The sequence below is a fragment of the Arthrobacter sp. ASL1 genome (assembly GCF_056680475.1).
Map to the genome: position 1 here is coordinate 1,814,644 of NZ_CM155284.1, position 20,007 is coordinate 1,834,650.

The 20,007-nt window shown below is 64.3% G+C and carries 19 protein-coding genes and 1 riboswitch; of the genes, 7 read left to right on the forward strand and 12 right to left on the reverse strand.

What is annotated here, in order from left to right:
* Positions 1-25: 25 nt before the first annotated feature.
* The 5 genes from AC1MEQ_RS08560 to AC1MEQ_RS08580 all read right to left on the reverse strand — a co-directional run bounded on the left by AC1MEQ_RS08560 (position 26) and on the right by AC1MEQ_RS08580 (position 5,518).
* Positions 26-1,180 (reverse strand): ABC transporter substrate-binding protein, encoded by a 1,155-nt coding sequence (locus AC1MEQ_RS08560; protein ID WP_479795738.1) that lies wholly within the window; start codon positions 1,178-1,180, stop codon positions 26-28.
* 271 nt (positions 1,181-1,451) lie between these two features.
* The gene (locus AC1MEQ_RS08565; protein WP_479795740.1) at positions 1,452-3,068 is read right to left on the reverse strand and encodes an AMP-binding protein; all 1,617 of its coding nucleotides are present in this window, start codon (positions 3,066-3,068) and stop codon (positions 1,452-1,454) included.
* Positions 3,052-3,894, reverse strand: a complete 843-nt coding sequence (locus AC1MEQ_RS08570) for an alpha/beta fold hydrolase (RefSeq protein ID WP_479795742.1) — start codon at positions 3,892-3,894, stop codon at positions 3,052-3,054. Before AC1MEQ_RS08570 ends, AC1MEQ_RS08565 begins: the two co-directional genes overlap by 17 nt.
* The gene (locus tag AC1MEQ_RS08575) at positions 3,891-4,607 is read right to left on the reverse strand and encodes a hypothetical protein (protein WP_479795744.1); all 717 of its coding nucleotides are present in this window, start codon (positions 4,605-4,607) and stop codon (positions 3,891-3,893) included. The genes AC1MEQ_RS08570 and AC1MEQ_RS08575 overlap by 4 nt, the downstream gene beginning before the upstream one ends.
* A gap of 215 nt (positions 4,608-4,822) precedes the next feature.
* Positions 4,823-5,518, reverse strand: a complete 696-nt coding sequence (locus tag AC1MEQ_RS08580) for a GntR family transcriptional regulator (protein ID WP_479795745.1) — start codon at positions 5,516-5,518, stop codon at positions 4,823-4,825.
* Between the two features lie 322 nt (positions 5,519-5,840).
* Here AC1MEQ_RS08580 and AC1MEQ_RS08585 point away from each other — a divergent pair, with 322 nt between their 5' ends.
* Genes AC1MEQ_RS08585 through AC1MEQ_RS08595 form a run of 3 tightly spaced genes read left to right on the forward strand, consistent with a single transcriptional unit; the run spans position 5,841 to position 8,764 of the window.
* Entirely contained in the window at positions 5,841-6,062 is a 222-nt protein-coding gene (locus AC1MEQ_RS08585; protein WP_479795746.1) for a heavy-metal-associated domain-containing protein, read from the forward strand.
* Between the two features lie 25 nt (positions 6,063-6,087).
* Positions 6,088-8,022, forward strand: a complete 1,935-nt coding sequence (locus tag AC1MEQ_RS08590; protein ID WP_479795747.1) for a heavy metal translocating P-type ATPase — start codon at positions 6,088-6,090, stop codon at positions 8,020-8,022.
* Positions 8,023-8,035: 13 nt separating this feature from the next.
* Positions 8,036-8,764: a Crp/Fnr family transcriptional regulator gene (locus AC1MEQ_RS08595; protein WP_479795749.1), complete on the forward strand. Its 729-nt coding sequence runs from the start codon at positions 8,036-8,038 to the stop codon at positions 8,762-8,764.
* 365 nt (positions 8,765-9,129) lie between these two features.
* On the opposite strand, the gene AC1MEQ_RS08600 is transcribed toward AC1MEQ_RS08595, so the two are convergent.
* The gene (locus AC1MEQ_RS08600; protein WP_479795751.1) at positions 9,130-9,672 is read right to left on the reverse strand and encodes a cupin domain-containing protein; all 543 of its coding nucleotides are present in this window, start codon (positions 9,670-9,672) and stop codon (positions 9,130-9,132) included.
* Between the two features lie 72 nt (positions 9,673-9,744).
* On the opposite strand from AC1MEQ_RS08600, the gene AC1MEQ_RS08605 reads away from it, so the two are divergent.
* On the forward strand, positions 9,745-10,359 hold the full coding sequence (locus tag AC1MEQ_RS08605; RefSeq protein WP_479795753.1) for a TetR family transcriptional regulator: 615 nt from the start codon (positions 9,745-9,747) through the stop codon (positions 10,357-10,359).
* Here the strand turns inward: AC1MEQ_RS08605 and AC1MEQ_RS08610 are convergent.
* The 3 genes from AC1MEQ_RS08610 to cycA form a co-directional block, all read right to left on the reverse strand.
* Positions 10,247-10,714 carry a HipA N-terminal domain-containing protein gene (locus AC1MEQ_RS08610; RefSeq protein WP_479796093.1) on the reverse strand — a complete coding sequence of 156 codons (468 nt, stop codon included), beginning with the start codon at positions 10,712-10,714 and terminating at the stop codon, positions 10,247-10,249. The two genes, AC1MEQ_RS08605 and AC1MEQ_RS08610, sit on opposite strands and share 113 nt — an antisense overlap.
* Positions 10,715-10,746: 32 nt before the next feature.
* Entirely contained in the window at positions 10,747-11,052 is a 306-nt protein-coding gene (locus AC1MEQ_RS08615) for a helix-turn-helix domain-containing protein (RefSeq protein ID WP_479795755.1), read from the reverse strand.
* 536 nt (positions 11,053-11,588) lie between these two features.
* Positions 11,589-13,073 carry a D-serine/D-alanine/glycine transporter gene (cycA, locus tag AC1MEQ_RS08620; protein WP_479795757.1) on the reverse strand — a complete coding sequence of 495 codons (1,485 nt, stop codon included), beginning with the start codon at positions 13,071-13,073 and terminating at the stop codon, positions 11,589-11,591.
* A gap of 321 nt (positions 13,074-13,394) precedes the next feature.
* A riboswitch (glycine riboswitch) is annotated at positions 13,395-13,492 on the reverse strand.
* A 246-nt stretch (positions 13,493-13,738) separates the two neighbouring features.
* On the opposite strand from cycA, the gene AC1MEQ_RS08625 reads away from it, so the two are divergent.
* Entirely contained in the window at positions 13,739-15,121 is a 1,383-nt protein-coding gene (locus AC1MEQ_RS08625) for an FAD-binding oxidoreductase (protein ID WP_479795759.1), read from the forward strand.
* A gap of 92 nt (positions 15,122-15,213) precedes the next feature.
* Here the strand turns inward: AC1MEQ_RS08625 and AC1MEQ_RS08630 are convergent, their stop codons facing one another.
* The 3 genes from AC1MEQ_RS08630 to AC1MEQ_RS08640 all read right to left on the reverse strand — a co-directional run bounded on the left by AC1MEQ_RS08630 (position 15,214) and on the right by AC1MEQ_RS08640 (position 18,544).
* The gene (locus AC1MEQ_RS08630; RefSeq protein WP_479795761.1) at positions 15,214-16,140 is read right to left on the reverse strand and encodes an acetamidase/formamidase family protein; all 927 of its coding nucleotides are present in this window, start codon (positions 16,138-16,140) and stop codon (positions 15,214-15,216) included.
* Between the two features lie 3 nt (positions 16,141-16,143).
* Positions 16,144-17,553, reverse strand: a complete 1,410-nt coding sequence (locus AC1MEQ_RS08635; RefSeq protein WP_479795763.1) for an APC family permease — start codon at positions 17,551-17,553, stop codon at positions 16,144-16,146.
* Between the two features lie 91 nt (positions 17,554-17,644).
* Positions 17,645-18,544, reverse strand: a complete 900-nt coding sequence (locus AC1MEQ_RS08640; RefSeq protein WP_479795765.1) for a proline iminopeptidase-family hydrolase — start codon at positions 18,542-18,544, stop codon at positions 17,645-17,647.
* Between the two features lie 115 nt (positions 18,545-18,659).
* Between AC1MEQ_RS08640 and AC1MEQ_RS08645 the strand changes: the two genes are divergently transcribed.
* Positions 18,660-19,487 (forward strand): FadR/GntR family transcriptional regulator, encoded by an 828-nt coding sequence (locus AC1MEQ_RS08645; protein WP_479795767.1) that lies wholly within the window; start codon positions 18,660-18,662, stop codon positions 19,485-19,487.
* A 103-nt stretch (positions 19,488-19,590) separates the two neighbouring features.
* Positions 19,591-19,992: a hypothetical protein gene (locus AC1MEQ_RS08650; protein ID WP_479795769.1), complete on the forward strand. Its 402-nt coding sequence runs from the start codon at positions 19,591-19,593 to the stop codon at positions 19,990-19,992.
* The last annotated feature ends 15 nt before the right edge of the window (positions 19,993-20,007 follow it).

Below are 20,007 nucleotides of genomic sequence, written 5' to 3' on the forward strand. Positions count from 1 at the left end.
GGTCACTGTATGCGCGGCCGACGCGCTACTTTCCGGCGTCCTTGGAGATCACTTTCGAGGCGCCGTCAGTGATCATCGAAACCGAAATCGGACGTTCGGCAACCAGCTGGTCATCGAAGGCCAGCTTGGAACCATACGAAGAGTCAAAGGTCTTGATCTCCTTGATCGCGGCCATGACTGCTTCGCCGTCCGGATCAATCGTTCCGTTCTTGCTGGCCTTTTCATAAGCCTTGGCGAAGACATTGATGCCGTCGTAGTAGTTGCCGATGTAGCCGCTCGTCGGCTTCTTGCCGTAGGCCTTTTCATAAGCCGCCGTGAATTCTGCCGTCGGGTTGAACGGGATGCTGGTATGGATCAGACCTTCGGCGGCGGGGTTTTTCAGAACCTCAGGGATGGCTACCCACGAAGTGTTCGCCATCTGCACATCCCATCCCACTTCCCGCGTCTGGGAGATGATGTTGTTGGAATCAAGCCCAAAAGCGCCGATGACCAGGACGTCCGCCCCCGACCCCTTCAGCTTCGTGAGCTGGGACCGGAAATCAGTCGCTTGGTACTTGCCGGTCTCCACGGCAACGACTTTGCCGCCGTCCGCTTCAAATGCCTTCTTGAAAGCGTCGTAGGCGGCAACACCGCCGTCGTCGCTGGTGTGCAGTACGGCAGCCTTGGTCTTGCCCTTTTTGTCGTGCAGGTACTGGGCAAGAACATCCGATTCCTTGTAGATGAGCGGAATGGTGTTGAAGAGGTAGCCGCCGGTATCAGCCAGCAATGGGCTCTGCGCCCCGCCGTTCATCACGGGGATCTTCGACTGCGTAGCGATCGGCATGAGCGCCAGCGTCTGGCTTGAGAAGGCAGACTCGACGAAACGAACATCCTCGCCGAGCAGTCGCTGCATGGCCGTGACGGCCGGCTCGGGCTGAGCCTGCGTGTCCTCGATCTTGAGATTGATCTTTGTCTTGCCATTGAGGCCACCAGCATCATTGATCTGCTTTACCGCCAGTTTTGCGGCGTTCCCATACCAGTCGCCATATGCGGCACTGGGACCACTCGTGGCCCACAGGCCCGCGATGGTGATCTCTTTGGGTGCACTCTGAGCCGCTCCCTCGGTCGAGGCCCCGCAGGCGCTTAGCCCAGCAACGAGCGCCGCTGCGGAAACTGCCATAAATGTTCGGCGTGCAAACATTGTTATCCCTCCATTGGAATTTCAGGCCTACCCAGCGCGGCCTCATACGGTGATCTGCGTCGCGATGTCACGTGATGCTCACCACTACGAATTCGACAATATATTATATGGTCAGCTTCAACAAGACTTGAGTCAAACGAAGGTCAATAAAATTTCATGCCCGGGTTAACCAGCATTTTTCCTCACCTCCGCAGCTAGGAACGCGGCAGTCTTGAATATAAAAGGAAGGACTGCCCCGACACGTGGTCCGGACAGTCCTTTCAGATATTCCTTAGGAAGCGAGTGCCGCGCTTGCCCAGTCGCGGAGCACGGCAGCCTTGATTTTGCTGCCATTCGTTCCTGCCGTCGTGGGCATCGCCTCGATAACTACAACCCGGTGCGGAACTTTAAAGCGTGCGAGTGTCGCTTTGCACCAGTCGATCAGCTCGGATTCCTCAACATGCTCGCCCTCCGTCACAGTCACGAAACCTACCGCCACTGGCTCACCGGTCGCGTCTTTGCCGCCTACCACCTTGGCAACGTCGACGGCCGGGTGCGTTACGAGCCGTGCTTCTACTTCAGCGGGCTCCACGAGGAACCCCTTGAGCCGCAGCACATCCCCGGACCGGCAGACGTACTCAAATCCGTTGTCCTCGGTCATCCGCCCCAAGTCACCGCTCCGAAACCAACCGTCCTCCGTGAACGCCTGGGCGCCTTCGCCCTCATCGCCGAGGTAGGCATTGACGACATTTGGTCCGCGAAATTGGAGTTCGCCTTCTCCCTCGTCGACAACCGCCCCATTGAAGGGGTCGGCCAGTCGAACCTGAATCGCGTCGCTGACGGGAACGCCACCGCCAGTCCACCGGCGCGGGAGCCTGGTATCCGGTCGCCAGTGGGCAACCAGGGCAAACAGCTCGGACGAGCCATACACCCCCATTGAGGTCGTGCCAAAGTTCTCGGAGGCCCACTCTGCGACCTCCGGGCTCCGCCCCAAGAAGTCGGCCATGTACAACAGGCGCCATGCGCCGAGGTCTGCCGGCTCCGTGAGCCAGGCATTCTTGAGCCTCACCAACATGTCGTCCGCACCTACGAAGTGAGTGACGCGGTAGCGGGCCATATCCCTAAGCAATCTCTGTTCGTTGAAGACCGGATGCATCAGTACCGAGGAGCCGGCCACCATCGCCCCCAAAGTCGCATTGAAGCCGAAGACACCGGAGAACGGCAACGGGGCCACGAACACGTCACCGCTGCGGAAGTCACAACTGACAGCATTTGCCTTTGCCTGCTGCACGACGCCGGACTCTGAATGGGCTGCCAGTTTTGGCAATCCGGTGGAGCCGGAGGTTGTGAACGCCACGGCCAGCCGCTCCTGGTCCGGGAGCACGGGAGCGAGGACCACAGCGTCCCCGTCGGACAGCTTCCATATGCCGCCGCCAATATCGTAATGGGCCGTGGACACAGGCAATTCCGATCCCGGCGCGGCCACGGGTAGGACAGCCGGGGACGCATGCCCCCTGCTGGCGCCATCGGCCAGCGCATCGCGCGCCCTGCCGATCAGGTCCAAACGCTGAAATTCATAAGCCACACCGATCACCACGGGGTGGGCCTTGTGCAGGACATGCGCCACTTCGGCCTTGTTATAACGCGTGTTGATGCCAATCACATGCGCACCGACGGCCGAAACGGCGAACTGCCAAACCACGGCGGATGACCAGTTGGGCAGCCAGGACGCGACACAGTCCCCCTCCCCCACCCCGTGCGCGGTAAAGGTGGCGGCGAGAGCGCGGACCTGGTCCAAGAACTGGCCGCGAGTTGTCTCGACAATGTCGTCTCCGACAGGATCCCGGAAGAGGATCTCCTCCGGCGCTTGGGCGGTCAACCGCTCGAGCGTGCTAAACAGCGTTTCCAAGGCGTTCCTTTCGCTCGTCGTGGGACAGTCCCTTCAGGACCAGCCACTGGTGTATGAAGTCTGCAAATTCCGTCATCTCCTCCATGGGGTAATGGCCAATCCCGCTGATGTAGGAGAAATCCGCGCCATCGATGCCGGCAACCGTTGCCTCAGCCAGGTCACGAGGCACCCACAAATCATCCGAACCAAGCACCAGGTGCATCGGGGCCGCAATATTCCCCAACACCGGGAGTAGGTCATGGGTACCCCAGCCGATGAGATCCGAGTTGGAGATCGTGGGATCCTCACGGCAATGCATGAGGGCGATCAAGTCCCTCCGCTCGTCTGTCACCGAAGTGCCGACGACCGCCCTGGTTCCGTAGTAGGTACGGTCACCACGACTGGGCGCCGAAACATCCTCGAGCTCTCGACGCAGGCCATTGACATTGACGCCACCGGGTCGCGCACTGGCCGCCATGGCAATGCCTGCACGAAGGCGACTTCCGAGACGGGTCGCGATGTCCAGTGTGATTTTTCCGCCGATCGAACATCCAACGACGATGGGCTGGCTGATATCCAGCTCCTCCAGCAAGTCGATGCACCACTGGGCGTAGGTTCCGAGGTCGGCTACGGCGCCGTCCGGGTGCGGTTCAGTGCGGCCGTGACCTGGCAGATCCGGGACGATGACCCGATAGCCGAGGGCGGCCAGCGCCGGAGCTGCATGCCGGTACTGCACGCCACTTTGTCCCGCCGTGTGGATACAGAGCACGGGTTGCCCGGATCCCCAGTCTTCAGCGAATGAGCGGATGCCCTGTACATCGACGTACCGCCCGGTGAACTCGGTCATTTTGCGCTCTCCTCGGCGTTGAGTACTGCAGTTCGCGCGGCGTCGATGATCAGGATCAGGACCTTCGTCATCCGGAGGTATTCATATCCGCTTCCGGTCGATTTGAATTCCCCCTTCATGGCACGGTCCATGAAGTCGTTGCGTTCACCCAATATCAAGTTGCACCAGGTGGCCCCGCTGGCGGAAACCGTGAAGTCGGAGCCTTTCAAGGCCCGCCGACCAACCTCGATTACTTTTCCCTTGTAGATGCGGAAATGGACCTCGGCACCGTTTCCCGAGATGCCGATGGTGCCGTCATACGCCTGAATCGCGGAACGGAAGGCCTCAGACGCTTCGAGGTACGGGAGAATTGCCGTCCCCCACTCGGGGGTGGCGAAGCGCAGGGCCGGTGCCGCGTCCTCCGCGTGCTCTGCCCGGTCAAAAAATACGGCGGTTCCGTGTTCAACAACCGCGTCATCGTCGGCTACGAGCCGATAGTCTCCGTGGATTTTGCATCCGTCGTCGGCGGGAACCACCTGCGTGACGAGCAGTGAATGTCGAAGCGGTTGCCCCGTGTTCGATACCCCGGCGTTCATGGTCCCCGACAGGAGTTTCCACTCGCGGCCATGTTCCGCGGCAAGAGCAGGGAGCCCCAAAAGCCCGGAACCGGCGAGGACATTTTCCTCCGGGACCTGAAGCTGGTTGCCGGCGCTGATGCCCCAGGTGCCCTCCAAGGTCGTGCCTAGCAATTGTGGTCCCACGGGATCTCCTTACGATGTGCATACGGCGTCCGGGCTATGCGTGACCCAGAACACCATCGTAGAAGAAAATATTATATTTTAGAAGTTCTGCGTCTTGTTTACTTTGGGATGGAGAAATCGACTACTACAAGACGACGTGATTGGACAACCGACTGCCACCTGCCGTCACCGCCAGCCAGCGCGCGGCGCTACTCAGAAGGCTTGCCCTCTTCGTCTTGTGCGACCTGGCGGTCAAAGTGCTCAGCCAGAAGTTCCCCGGAATGGACGATATGGGTGTCCATCAGTGACCGGGCTCTTTCCGAGTCGTGGCTCCTGATGGCGTCCAGCAGGTCTGCATGGTCGTCGACCGTGGCCTGGGGCCAACCGGAGATCCTTGCGTAGAACTCCCGGGGGACGTACCTCGTCATCAGGCTCAGGGCCCACAGCACCTTCCGCGAGCCGCCAACCTGATTGACATGCCGATGGAACGCGTGGTTCTTTTCCTCAAGAACTTCGGAGTCCTGGCGGCTAAAGGCGGCAATCAGCTCATGGTGCAAGGCGTCTAGTTCCGCGACTTGCCGATCCGTGGCTCGCTCCGCCGCACGAGCAGCCAGCTCGCCGGCTATCAGACCTTGAATGCGGAACAGGTCCCGAATGTCGTCGCCGTTGAGCGGGGCGACAACGAATCCCCTCCGAGGAATGAGTTCCAGGAACCCCTCTACCCGCAGCAACTGCAGACCTTCGCGGGCTGGTGTCGTGGATATGCCCAGCTCTTCAGAAATCGCGTCCGCCAGCACCGGCGAACCGGGCTTAAGCTCGCCCGAAATGACCCGCGCCCGGATGAACGCAGCCGCTTCTTGGCTCAGCTGCGGGCGGGCTGCAGTTGTAACAGTGCGCGGCGTCATGCCAGACCTTCCAATTGAATATATTATCCAGCTTACGTCACGTTGGCCGGTTTGCTAACGAATTCTGGCGAAAGACACCCATCTTAGACCAGCATTTTGGTACGGTCACGCGCATCCATCCGCCGAAATGTCGCGGCCGCCCCGGGAGTCGCCGTCGTGCGTCCCCCAGAAGCAGGGCGTACCCCCGGACCGCGCGGACCGAAGCCCACCCAGGCTTTACCACCGCTTCGCCGGAATTGACCTGCGTCAAGGCGCCCTCCTCCCCTTCGCGATGGAATGGAATCACCCCACCGGGGGAACCACCATCCAGGAGGAAGCAACCATGCAAACCGCAACATTCCGCACCGAACCGTTCACCTGCCCGTCATGCATCAAGAAGATCGAGAACACCCTGCCGAAGAAGGCCGGAGTCGCCTCCGCCGAGGTGAAGTTCAACGCCAGCAAGGTCAACGTCGAGTTCGACGAAACCCAGACCACGGCCGCAGAGATCGCCGAGCTGATCGCGGACCTCGGTTACCCGGTGCTCTCCACCAAAACCGCCTAACGCCACACCCCAGGAAGGGACCATCATGTTCGGCATATCCAACGCGAAGACAGCAGCCCTGGCCGCCGGGCTGCTGCTGGCCGCCATCGGCACGCACCTCGCCGGCCTGGAGGTGGTCCGCGACGTGGCACTGGTCATCGCCAGCGTCGTCGCCGGCGTCCCCACCGCCGTCAAGGCGTTCAAGGCGCTGCGCCACCGGGCGTTCAGCATCGACCTGCTGGTCACCATCGCGGTGGCCGGCGCGCTGGTCATCGGCGAGTACGTCGAGGCAGCAGTGGTCTCCTTCCTGTTCGTGTTCGGCGCCTACCTCGAGGCCCGCACCCTGGCCAAGACCCGCCAGTCGGTCCGCGAACTGGTGGACCTCGCCCCACAGGAGGCCATGGTCCGGCGCGGCGGCGGCACCGTCACCGCCCCGGTAGACGACATCATTGTCGGCGACACGGTGGTGGTCACCGCCGGCGGGCAGATCGCCGTCGACGGCCGGATCTCCGCCGGCAGCGCCCTGGTCAACGAGGCCACGATCACCGGCGAACCCGTCCCGGCCCGCAAAACCGTCGGCGACACCGTCTACAGCGGCACCCTGGTGGAGAACGGCTTCATCGACGTCTCCGCGGAGAAGACGGGCGATGACACCACGTTCGCGCAGATCATCGAACTCGTCGAGGACGCCCAGGATTCCAAGACCCGCGCGCAGCGCTTCCTGGACCGCTTCGCCGGCATCTACACCCCGGCGATCATCGTGCTCTCGATCCTGGTCCTCGTCTTCACGCGCAACATCGAGTTCGCCCTGACGTTCCTGGTCATCGCCTGCCCCGGCGCCCTGGTCATCTCCACGCCCGTGTCCATGGTCGCCGGCCTGGGCAACGGCGCGCGGCACGGCGTGCTGGTCAAGGGCGGCGACGCCCTGGAGCGGCTCTCCCACGCGGACGTCCTGGTCTTCGACAAGACCGGCACGCTGACCGTGGGCCGTCCCGAGGTCACCGCCGTCCATGCCCTGATGCACGACGACGATGCCCTCCTGGCACTCGCGGCCCGCCTCGAGCAGGCCTCCGAGCACCCGTTGGGGCGCACGGTGGTCGAGGAGGCCGTGCGCCGGGGTCTGGCGGTCGGCGCCGTCCCGGAGCACGTGGACGTGGTCGCCGGCGGTGGCATCACCGGCACCATCGACGGCCAATCCATCGCCATCGGTTCCCCGAAGATGGCCGCCCGGATGGCGGATTCCGGGGCCGGGCTGCCGGCGGGACTCGAGGAGCACATCGCCTCCCGACAGCGCGGGGGCAACACCGCCGTCGTCGTCCTCGTCGACGGGGTGCCCGGCGGGGTCATCTCCATCGCGGACCGGATCCGTCCGGAGGCGCGCGAGGCGATCGCCGCCCTGCGCAAGGCCGGCGTGCACGAGTTCCACATGTTCACCGGCGACAACCGGCACACCGCAGAACTCGTCGCCGCGCAGCTGGGCATCGACCACGTGGAAGCCGAACTGCTCCCGCAGGACAAGGTCAACGCGGTGGCGGCTCTGAAGGCCCGCGGGCTCCGGGTGGGGATGGTCGGCGACGGCATCAACGACGCCCCGGCGATCGCCACCGCGGACATCGGCGTGGCCATGGGAGCGGGCACCGACGTGTCCATCCAGACCGCCGACGTGATCCTCATGTCCAACCGGTTGGACCGCCTGGTCCACGCCCGCCGGCTGGCCACCGCGACCATGCGCAACATGAAGCAGAACACCGTGATCGCCATCGGCACCGTGGTGCTGCTGCTGGCCGGGGTGCTGGCACGCCAGGTCTTCATGTCCACCGGCATGCTGGTGCACGAGGTCAGCGTCCTGGTGGTCATCCTCAACGCCGTCCGCCTCATCCGGTTCCGCTCGCCTACACTGGCCTCAGCGGAGCCGGCACCCGGCACCGCGGCCCACCGGCCCGGCGCCGAGAGGGACGACGAAGAGGTTGCCGCACGATGAACAGGTACCCACGATGACCCTCGGGCACGAGGACGACGACGCCGACGCCGACGCCGACGCGAACACCGCCGTCAATGGCCACGACCATCGGGACCAGTGCGTGGCGCTGGTCCCGATCTTCGCGCACCTGGACCCGGCCGAGCGCCACGAGGTCGCCCAGCGGGTGCGCCAGCGCGGCTACCGTCGCAACGAGCTGCTGTATTCGGCCGGCGATCCCAGTCCGTACCTGATGATCGTGCACCGCGGGACGGTGAAGACGTACCGCGCGAACGAGGACGGGCACGAACAGCTGCTGCGGGTGCTCGAACCCGGTGAATTCATCGGGGAGACCGCGTTCCTGCACGCCGGCCGGGCGGACCACTACGCGCTGGCGCTGGAGGACTCGGAGATCTGCAGCCTGCACCACGAGGACATCCGGGGGTTCCTCGCCCGCTACCCGGCGGTGACGCTGAAGATGCTGGAGACCGTCACCGCACGGCTCGAACAGACCGAGCGGCTGCTCAGCTCCTACACCGGCGAGGACGCCGGAGCCCGGATCGCCGGCTACCTGCTGGAGACCGCGGACCCGGCCATCGGCACGCTGACGCTGCCGATGTCCAAGCGGGATCTGGCCTCCCTGTTGGGCACCACGCCCGAGACGCTCAGCCGCCGGCTGGCCGCCTTCGAGGAGTCCGGGTGGATCGAGCAGTCCCCCGGCCGGCGGATCCGCGTCCTGGACCGGGTGGCGTTGGGCGGGGTCTGAGGTTGGCCGGGACCTTTCAGCCCACCCGTCGTTCCACGGCGAAACGTACTTCCCAAAAGGCAAAGGCGACGCATCCGACAACGAGGCCGAGACCCCATCCCAGCAAGTTGTCATCCGCGCCGCCGATCGCGCACATGAAGGGGTTGGGAGGAGCAGGGACGTTGCCGAACATGTCGGGCAGCCCGAGATACGGCGGACACTGGCTTCGTCCGATCCATTGCATTCCCAACCCGGTCCCAACGAACCCACCGACCGTTTTCCCCAACGCCCGGTCCGGCCCGGGAGGGCCTCCGTGACGAAAGCAGGCGCCGTATTTGACCCGCGTAGTCTGCGTCGTCCGCTCGAAGCCCCGGGACGGCCTGTTTTCAGCGCCCTTCGGCAGGGCGGAACGGCGGAGGCCCAAGAATTTCGATACCACCGTTCTTCCGTGCGGACTCATCCACCTTGCCGAAATCCACGGGCCCGTCCCCGGCGGCCGCGCTGACTGCGTCACCGCGTAGGCCCTCTCCCGGTTCACTGCCCAGGGGGAAGCTCGCTTCCCAGTAAAAGGCCTGGCAGCATCCTGGGGTATGCAGGCAGAGCATCCGCACAAAGGGGGAAACCACCATGAAGGCGTGGGGCACGCCGCGGGGCGCAACCGCGAGTCCACCTTGCCCGATCCGGTGGTCCTGCCCGTCCATGTGCATCAGGATCTCACCCTCCAGGATGTACATGCTTTCATCCGAATCGGGATGCGTATGCAGCGGGGTCATCTTGCCACCGGCCATCTGGTCTTCGAACAGGATGAACGCCCCGCCTGTCTCCTCGGCCTTCGCCTTCCAGACATGAATCCCGCCGCCGTAAAACCAGCGCCGCTCGCCCTGGTCCTCTCCGCGGATGATGGCTGTGGGGCTGCTGACTGTGTCCATGGGGTCGCCTCTTGGGATGAAGAGCGTCATGGGACTAACGTCCCATGACAAGACTGGAGTACCATGAGGCATATGTCAACCCCTTATCAGGATGCGGGCCGCACGGGACAGAAGCAGCGGACCTTCCAGGCCCTCGTGACAGCCGCCCGGGAGGCGGTCTCCGCCGGACAGACCCCCACCGTGGACGACGCCGCGGCCGCGGCCGGCGTGGCCAGGAGCACCGCCTACCGCTACTTTCCCGGCCAACGCGAACTATTGGCCGCAGCCCATCCGGAAACCGGGAGGAAGTCCCTCCTGCCACCCGAAGCTCCGGAAGATCCCGCCGCCCGGCTGGATGCCGTCGTCCTGGAGTTCACGCAGCTCATAGTGCGTACGGAAGTACAGCAACGAACCATGCTCCGGCTATCCCTGGAAGCGGCCAAGGCGGACACCCCACTTCCACTGCGGCAGGGCCGGGCGATCGCCTGGATCGAGGAGTCCCTACTTCCGCTTCGGAGCAGCCTGTCCCAGGCGGAGGTGCGGGCACTGGCGCTGGCGATCCGCAGCGCAATCGGAATCGAGGCCCTCGTCTGGCTCACCGACATCGGCGGACTCTCCAGGGAACAGGCCGTGGCATCGATGCGGTGGTCCGCGCAAGCCCTGCTCCACCGGGCCCTGGCGTCGGGACCACCGCCCCACCCCTCCTGATCATCGTGCTCAAAAGCGCATCAAACCATGCCCCCCTGCCTTCCCCCTGCGGTCCAGAGGCCGCACACGCAGCGCCAGGCAACACACTGCCGCACAGGCGTGGAATGAGACGCCCTTCTGCCTGACACGTGCCCGGTTCGGGACCGACGAACGCAGCATCCGCACGGGTCAGCGTGAAGAACCGGAACAACTCAGGGAGCAGGCCCCAGAGGAAGTTGTCGATGCGCTTCCCCCGGTAGTCCCCGGCGGTTAGCGGCAGGGATGTGGACAATGGGGTGGCAGTAGGCTCGGCCAGCCATGAACCCGCGTAGGTAAATGTGTTTTGACCTCCATTGCCCTGCCGGGGATGCCCCATGACCTGGCCGTCGAAACAGACGGTCAGGTCCTTCACCTCCGGGGCCCGAAGGGAGACTCCGCGCCGGCCGAGTACCGGGCGACATGCTCATGGAGGTCGACTTTTACCGGCTTGTTGGGGCGCTTCGTTTCAAGGAAACGTACCTTCACGCCCACGGCCGACAGTACGGCCATGGCCTTGCCCCATTCTGCGCGGGGGTGGCCGGTCTCGAAGTCGCTGACGAATTTACGGGAGACCCCTGCGTGCTGGGCGAGGACGGTCTGGTTCCAGACGCGCGCCTTGCGTGCCCTGCGCACGAGCTCTGCAGCCTGGGCTGCGTTCCCCTCGAATTGCTCCATGACGTCCTCCTCCAACTAAGTTCGCCACCGCTCGGTGACAGCGTCCAGTCGCCTAGATGGGATCTTTGAGCGGCACCTCACGGTCGTGTCCGGCGGCGATCCCGGCGGCGGCCTGCAGAATGGCCCGCACGGTCGAGGCAAGCGTCTAGGCGTCCACCCCGGTCTGGGCGGACGTGCGACCGGCGATTTTCCATCTCTCATTGGAGAGGCGCTGGATCCGCTTGGCATCATCCTGAAGGGAGGAGGCGACCAGGAAGTTGGCCATGTTGGTTGCCGGCAGCCCGCCCTGCCGAGCACCGCAGGATACTGGAACGACCGCTACCGGCCCAGATCAGCGCGTTGACCATCTGGGCGACGTCCGCGTCTATTACGAAAACGTAGTAGCGCGACGGATATTACGTGCACGTAATTCCCGTCACCGATCTATATCGTCATCTGAAAAAAGAGCGCCAAAAAAAGAACGACGCCGGTGCCTCCGCCCGCGGGAGGTGGCACCGGCGTCGAACCAGGTCCTTGGCGCCAGGCGGCGCTGTGAGCTAGCGGCCGACCGGCTCGCGGACGTCGGGATCCCCGGCGTTGCTGCCGGCGCGCCACGCCGCAGCGGCCTGGCGTTCCTCGACGACCTTGGCCTCATGGGCGGCGCGCAACCTGGTGTGCTGCGGGTTGCGGCGCAGCACCGCGTAGCCGATGCCCACGGCGATAAACCAGATGGGGGTGAACAGCAGCGCGGAGAGCGTGTCCGGCTGGGTGGTCAGGGCCCAGAGGATGAAGGCGAAGAACGCGAGCACCACGTAGGGCATGAACGTCCCGCCGGGCATCTTGAACTTGCTGGCCGCGTGCAGGTGCGGACGACGGGCCCGGTAGACCAGGTAGCTGACCAGGATGATCGACCAGACGAACATGAAGCACAGTGCCGAGATGGTCGTCACCAGGGTGAAGGCCACGGCGACCGAGCCCTCCGCGTACAGCAGGACGACGCCGGCGAGCAGGAACATGCACGAGAACAACAAGGCGTTCTTCGGGACCTTGCGGCTGGAGAGTCGGCCGAAGGCCTTCGGGGCATCCCCTTCCAGGGCCAGGCCGTGGATCATGCGCGAGGTCGAGTAGATGCCCGAGTTGGCGCTGGAGGTCGCGGAGGTCAGGACCACGAAGTTCACGACGCCGGCCGCGCCGACCAGCCCTGCGAGGGCGAACATGCCCACGAACGGGGATTCATCCGGGGTGAACAGCTTCCAGGGCTGGACCGCCATGAGGATGACCAGGGCGCCGACGTAGAAGAACAGGATGCGGATCGGGATGGAGTTGATGGCGCGCGGCAGCGTCTTCTCCGGGTCCTTCGTCTCGGCGGCGGTGGTACCGACGAGTTCGATGCCCACGAACGCGAACGTCGCGATCTGGAAGCCGGCGACGAAGCCCATGAAGCCGGTCGGGAACATTCCGCCGTCGTTCCAGAGGTTGGTGAAGGACGCGGTGGCGCCGTTGTGCTCGAAGCCCATGATGATCATGACCAGGCCGACGATGATCAGCGCGCCGATGGCGACGATCTTGATCAGGGCGAACCAGAACTCGGTCTCGCCAAACGCCTTGACCGTCGGGAGGTTCAGGCCCAGCAGCAGCAGGATGCACGCGATTGCGGGGATCCACAGGGGCAGGTTCGGCCACCAGAACGCGACGTAGTGGGCGATCGCCACGACGTCGGCGATGCCGGTGACGACCCAGCAGAACCAGTAGGTCCAGCCGGTGAAGAACGCGGCCCAGGGGCCGAGGATGTCGCCGGCGAAGTCGGAGAAGTTCTTGTAGTCGGTGTTGCTCAGCAGCAGCTCGCCCATCGCCCGCATGACGAAGAAGAGCATGAAGCCGATGATCATGTAGACGAAGATGACCGACGGGCCGGCCACGGAGATCGTCTTGCCGGAACCCATGAACAGGCCGGTGCCGATGGCCCCGCCGATCGCGATGAGTTGGATATGACGGTTGGAAAGCCCCCGCTGGAGGTGGGGCTCGGAACTGGTGGTGCTCATGGTGCTGCCTTCCAAGTGGGTGGGGGTGCTGCGGTGGCGTGCCAGGGGAATGCCCTAGCTGCCGGTGCCGAAGCAGGCGTCGAAGCGCGGATTTGTGCTCGGCCCGGCAGGGGTGCTGGTGGACGCGGCGCGGGAGGGCCCGGTACTGGCGGGGATGATGACGGTCATGAAGGAACTCCCGAATCGTGCCCGGCAGGTGCCGCGCGGTCCTGGTTCCTCCCCCATCTGTTGAATGACCTGAGAGTTTCCGTCGCGGCCCCTGCGGGCCGGACTTGCTCCTTCGGTGAGCACGGTTGCGACCGTGCTGCTTTCCAGATTCGCCTCTTCGTGGCGGTACGGGGGCCTGAGAGTTTCCTGGGGAGGAATTGCTCCTACGGCGCCCGCCCATGGTGTGGGCGGGACTCTCCCGCCACGTGTCGACGGCGATCAGTTTGTGATTACAGTCACAAGATACGACGAAAGTGGATCGTGGCGCAAACCACATGACGGCCGCGCTGTACTGGGGCCCCGCACTAGGGTCGCTGCCAGGGGACGGATGGCATGACGTGAACGAGTCATCTCCGGTGGGTGTCGCGCCCCGGCTTTGACCCAGGTCACACTGCACTGCTGAAATGAAGCCAACCGTGCGGGCCTGTGCGGTGATCCGCGGCAGACAACGAGGACCCATGACCACCACGCACGGCACCACCATCGTCGACGTCCTGCAGGCGGCGCTGCCCGGCCGCGTGGAGACGGATCCGCTCCTGCTCGACGCCATGACCGGCGACCGCTCGGGGCACCGCTCCCCCGGCGCACCGGTGGCCATCGTCAACGCCTGCACGATCGAGGACGTCCAGGCGGTGTGCCGGATCGCCTCCGAGTCCCGGATCCCGGTGGTCACCCGCGGCGCCGGAACCGGCCTGGCCGGTGGCGCCATTGCGGGGCCCGGGGAGATCGTCCTGTCCCTGACCGGGATGGACCGGATCCTCGAGATCTCCCCCGAGAACCGTCTTGCAGTCGTCCAGCCCGGCATCCTCAACGGCGACCTCAACCGGGCCCTGGCCGACCAGGGACTGTGGTGGGCGCCGGACCCGGCGAGCAAGGACATCTCCACGGTGGGCGGCAACATCGCGATGAACGCCGGCGGGCTGCTGTGCGCCAAATACGGGGTGACCCGGGAGGCGGTGCTCGCGCTGAAGGTGGTGCTCGCCGACGGCCGGCTCATCACCGTGGGGCACCGCACCGTCAAGGGCGTCACCGGGTACGACGTCTGCGCGCTGATGATCGGCTCCGAGGGCACCCTGGGCATCATCGTCGAGGCCACCCTGAAGCTGCTGCCCCTCGTCGAGGGCGACGTCGCCACCGTCGGGGCGTTCTTCGCCTCCGTCGAGGACGCCGCCGCTGCCGCCTCGTCAGTGACCGCGCAGGGGCTCGTCCCCTCCATCATGGAGCTTATGGATGGCCACACGATCACGGCCATGGAACGGCACGCCGGTTCCGCGGTGTTCGGCGGCGCCGGGGCGTTCCTGCTGGTGCAATGCGACGGGCCCGCCGCCCGGGACACCGCCGACCGGGTCGCCGCGCTCGCCACGGCCGCCGGCGGACGGGTCGAGGTCACCACCGACCCGATCGAGTCCGACCGGCTCGTGGGGCTGCGCCGCAATGCGTTCCCGGCGCTGGAGGCCATGGGCACGATGCTCGTGGAGGACATGGCCGTTCCCCGGGACCGGATGGCCGAGGCCTTCGCCGCGATCCGCCGCATCGAGGAGAAGTACGACGTCGTCATCCCCACCACCTGCCACGCCGGCGACGGGAACCTGCACCCGAGCTTCGTCTACACCGGCGACGAGGTCCCCGACCAGGTCTGGGCCGCGGCTTCCGAGATGTTCCACACCGCGCTCGACCTCGGCGGAACGCTCTCCGGGGAGCACGGCATCGGACTGCTCAAGCGCAAATGGCTGCGCGATGAACTGGGAGATGACCAGTACGAGCTGCAGCGCGGGATCAAGCAGATGTTTGACCCGTTGGGCATCCTGAACCCCGGGAAGGTGTTCGTCCCGGAGGACTGAGCAGCGGCCAGGAGGCCTTCGGGCCCGTGCCTCATGCCATCGAAGCAAGGCCGGACACGTACGGTGTCCGGCCTTGCTAACGTCTCGACGTGCTACGCCTCCAGCACGCTCTTGGGCAGGCGATGTGTGGTGACTGCGCCGATGGGGGACATCGGATGCAACGGATCGGGATTCGAAGACCCGGTGGGTCCCCCCAGGCGCGAATGAGCGACGGCACTCATCACCGCGTACGCGTCTCCTGCGTCCCACCCGTGCTCGACCGTCAGGAAGTGGAACATGTCCTCGTAGCCGCGTTTGACGCTTTCTTGCACCGGTTCCCCCAGACCGACGAAGATCCATTCGTCATCCAGTTCCACGCGCGGCGCGCGCAACGGCATGGCCTTGATGAGATCCACCGAGACAACAGCGGTTCCCTCGGCCTCGATGGCCACGAACGAAGATTCCCCTTCGGCCATGAGGGCGTGAATGTCGCCGATGGACAGATAGGCGCCCTCGACCATGACCGGCAAGTAGACGGTCGCTCCCGGACGGCATTCGGTCAGGTCCATGTTCCCCCCTTGGCCGTAGGTGGGCATGATCGTGGAGTTCGCGCCCTCCGCCGGCGCCGTCCCAATGCAGCCAATCATCGGCCGTGCGGCAAAGGTGTGCCGGTCGGTGACGTGCACGCCTGCCTCATCGATAGGAACGCGACGAGCAAACACCTCATCCCCCATGAGGTCCTGGAGCGCCCCCGAACCTGGGAGACTGACCGACCAGCCACAATCGATCAAGTGGATGTCGTGGATTGTCACGACTAGTGCATCGCCCGGTTCCGCTCCCTCGACATAGACGGGACCGGTGACGGGGTTGATGCCCACGGTCAGCTGGTCCATGTCCCCGTGCTCGTCGAGCTGGCGATACACCTCGTCACTGGTTTCGAATCCGATGCGCTCTCCCGTCCCCGGGGTGATCCGCAGGGCCGGGGCCTCGGCCGCCGAGAATCCGAACTTCCCATGGCTCTTGTCCAGGAAATGTTCCATGGTCTACAGCGCTCCTCTCTCGCCCGCGACGGGTACATCATGACCTTCCAGCTCCCCTTCACCGGCCAGGTCCGTTTTCCGACCCGTCATCCGGTAGTAGGTGAAGACCAACGCGCCGACGGCGAGCCAGACAATGCCTCCGACCTTTGCCTCGATGTTGGCGTTCCACAGCACGTAGCCGATGATCAGGAAGCCGACGACCGGTACCACGAGGTGCAGCAGGTAGTTCTTGGATTTCTTCTTGACCAGAAAATGCACGACGACGGCGATGTGCAACATCATGAATCCAAACAGGGCGCCGAAATTGACCAGGGACGAGATGAGGTCGATCTGCCCGACGAAGAAGAGCACCAGGATGGCCGAGAGCACCGACACCAGGATGATGGCGTTGCGCGGGACACGACGGTGGTTGAGCTTGTGCAGGAACGCGGGCAGCTGTCCGTCACGGCTCATGGAGTAGAGCAGGCGGGAGGTGGCGGCTTGGGCGGCCATGGCGTTGGCGATACCTACTGCCAGGACGTTGACCACGAAGAAGGCATTCATCCATCCGGTGCTGGAGGCTGCCTGCACAATGGTGAAGAACGCGTTTCCTTCCGCCTCCGGATCGAACACATCACGTCCGCCGGCCAGGGAGCTGGCGAGCCAGGTCTGCACGATGAACAGGATGGCCACGATGAACAGGGCCATCACCATGGCCCTGCCGGTGGCCTTGCGGCCGCCGGTAGCCTCCTCGGACAGCGTCGCGATGCCGTCGAAGCCCAGGAAGCTCAGGACGGCGATGGACAGCGCCGCCGCGATGAGGGGCCCGGTGACCTTGCTGGCATCCCAGATCGGGTCCGTGGTGAACACGGCCCCGGGAATCGTTTCGTTGTTCAAGGCCCTGACGGCAATGACGATGAAGGCGACGACGAAGACGAGTTCCATGGCCAGGAAGAGCCGGTTGATCAACTTCATGGAGCTGACGCCCATCATGTTGATGACCATGTTGACGGCCACGAAGATCAGCGCCCAGAGCCACCGGGGAGAACCGGGGAAGAGCCCGACCATGGACTCCGCGGCGAAGACGTACAGCAGCGTCGGTACCAGGAGGTAGTCAAGGAGTATTGCCCAGCCGGCGAAGAAGCCCGCGTTGGGATGGATTCCCCGACCGACGTAGGAGAAGACGGAGCCGGCCAGGGGGATGGTCTTCGCCATCTGCTGATAGGCCAAGGCCGTGAATACCATGGCAATGAGGCCGATGAGGTAGACCAGCGGCACCATGCCGCCGGCGGCGTTGTAGACGACGCCAAAGATCGCCCACGGGGCAATCGGGACCATGAAGATCAGTCCATAGATCAGCAGGTCGGGGGTGGACAGGGATCGTTTGAGTTCCTGCTTGTAGCCAAAGGCCTCCAGCTGTTGCTGGGGACTCAACTCAGATGAGTCTCGTGGCGTGGACATCGTCCGGTACTCGCTTTCAGTGGGAGTGAATGGTGCAGGCGGGATGTGCTGCAGCTGGGGATGATCAGTTCTCGTGTTCGGCCAGGAAGTCACCGATCACGGCCCGAAACCCCTCCGGGTGCTCGAGGTGAACGCAATGGCTTGCATCCGGGTAGACGTGGGCTCGGGCGCCCGTGATGCCATCTACAAACGGCTGCCACGTCGTCGGCGTCGCCTCGTCGTGCTCACCGGCTAGCACCAAGGTCGGGACTTCGACGGCATCGAGCTGGTCAATGATGCTCCAGCTGCGCAAGGTGCCGATCACGTAGAACTCGTTGGGTCCGTTCATCGTGTGGTAGACGGTCGGCTCGGCCTCCATCTGCTCCTCACTTTCACGGAAGTCCTGCGGTGTGGGCTCGATGCGGCAGACATGGCGGCGGTAGAACTCGTCCGCGGCGGCGAGATATTCAGGATCCTGGGTCGTTCCGGCCGCTTCATGCACGGCCAATGCACGCTGGGTCTGTTCGGGCAGTTGTGAACGCAACTCTGCTGCGGCCTCCGTCCACAACCCCATGGACGCCGGCGAATTGCAGATCGCCAAGCTCCTGAGTCCCGCGGGTTGCCGGGTGGCGATTTCAGCACCAAGCATCCCGCCCCAGGACTGGCCCAGCAGATGGTAGTCAGACAAGCCCAATTCCTGGACGAGGTTCATGAACTCGTCGACGAAGAGTTGTGGTGTCCAGAACTCCGTGGACGCATCCGGCAAGTGCGTGCTCCGGCCACAGCCGAGCTGGTCGTACAACACGACGGTGCGTCCAGTCTCAACGAGTTCGGCCATGTTGCGGACGTAGTTGTGGGCCATGCCCGGGCCGCCGTGAAGGACGATCAACGGACGGGCCCCGTCTCGCGGGACGTCGGGTTCCGTGATTCGGACCCACGTTCCGTATTCTCTGAAGGGAACAGTCAGTTCGGTGACTTTTGGCATGCGATTCCTTTGCGCGGTATGTGATGGAAACCACGTATGGTCGCCAAGCAATAGACTGAACCATAAAAGGTTCTATTACAAGACCTTTACGGAAATGAAGGGTGATCGGACTCCCATGCCTGCGAATCTGCCTGCAGCACCTCAGGAAAGCAGTGCCGGATTGGGCTTGGATGGCGCCCTTGAAGGGCCGCCGAGCGTCGTCGATTTGGTGGTGGACCGCCTAGTCACGGCCATTGCCATAGGCGAGTACCTTCCAGGCAGCAAGCTGCCGACGGAGCGCGATCTGGCCTCCTCCTTGGCGGTGGGCCGAGCGACGGTACGTTCCGCCCTGTCCCGCCTATCTCAGCAGGGACTGCTGGAGACCGTCCGAGGACGTGGAGGCGGTTCCTTCGTCCGGGAGCAATGGGGGGCAACCTCTGGGGAATCGGTCCAACGCGCCCTGTCCACACGGTGGGAAGACATGCAGGACACTTTGGAGGCCGTGCGCCTGTTGCATGGAACGATTGCCCGCGCTGCCGCCGAGAACCGCACTGAAACCGACATCCGCGCTCTTCGCGCGCGGCTGGAAGACTACCGCATGGCAGAGACGGGGCAGGCATCCCAGAAGGCCGACGAACGACTCCACCTGGCCATCGGCGAAGCAGCGCACAACGCAACGTTGCGGGACGTGCTGCTCCAGCTGGAATCCAAGATCAGCCTGACGGCCCCGGCCCACCTCTGGGGCTCGTTCGAAGGGATGAGGGAGATGGAGCTCCGCGCGCTGGCCGACCATCAACAGCTTGTACAGGCGATCAGCGAGCGGGCCCCGGAAAGAGCCGGGACTATCGGTGCCGAACACGTCCGCATCGACTTGGAATTGTTTGAAAAGGCGCTACAAAGAGCTGGCCAACAACCGATGCTGAACGGCGTGCCGGACCCCGGCAATGACCCGGGCTGGCGATAGCGCCGTCCGCCCTGGTCCACGGATTCCCCTGGCCCAGTGACCACTTGACGTGCATCTTCTACGGGCAGATGGTGAGGGAATGGAAACCGTGTCCCGTCCGCACGTGGTCAGCTACCCGCAGGCCCGCGTCGGATTGAAGTCCATCCTCGATTCGTCGGCGCGTGGCGGTATCACGAAGATTTCGAGCGGCAACCGCCGCGTCGCCGTCGTCGATTCCGCAGATTTGCGGCACTACCTGCGGGAAACCGTTTCCTTTCCCGTCACCGTCCACCGCGAAAACAACGCCTACGTTCTGCTCGTGAACGGGCAACCCTTCGCGGCCGAGGCCACGACCATCGATGAGAGCATCGAACTTCTCATCGACGACCTCATCGACTATGCGCAGGAGTGGCCCATCCACTATGCGACGGCGGAAAACCACGCCCACAACTGGGGCCTCGTCCAGCTGGCGGCACTTTCCAGCCGCAACGAGTTGCGCGAATTTCTGCTTAACCCATCATCGTGATCATGACCCCCCACT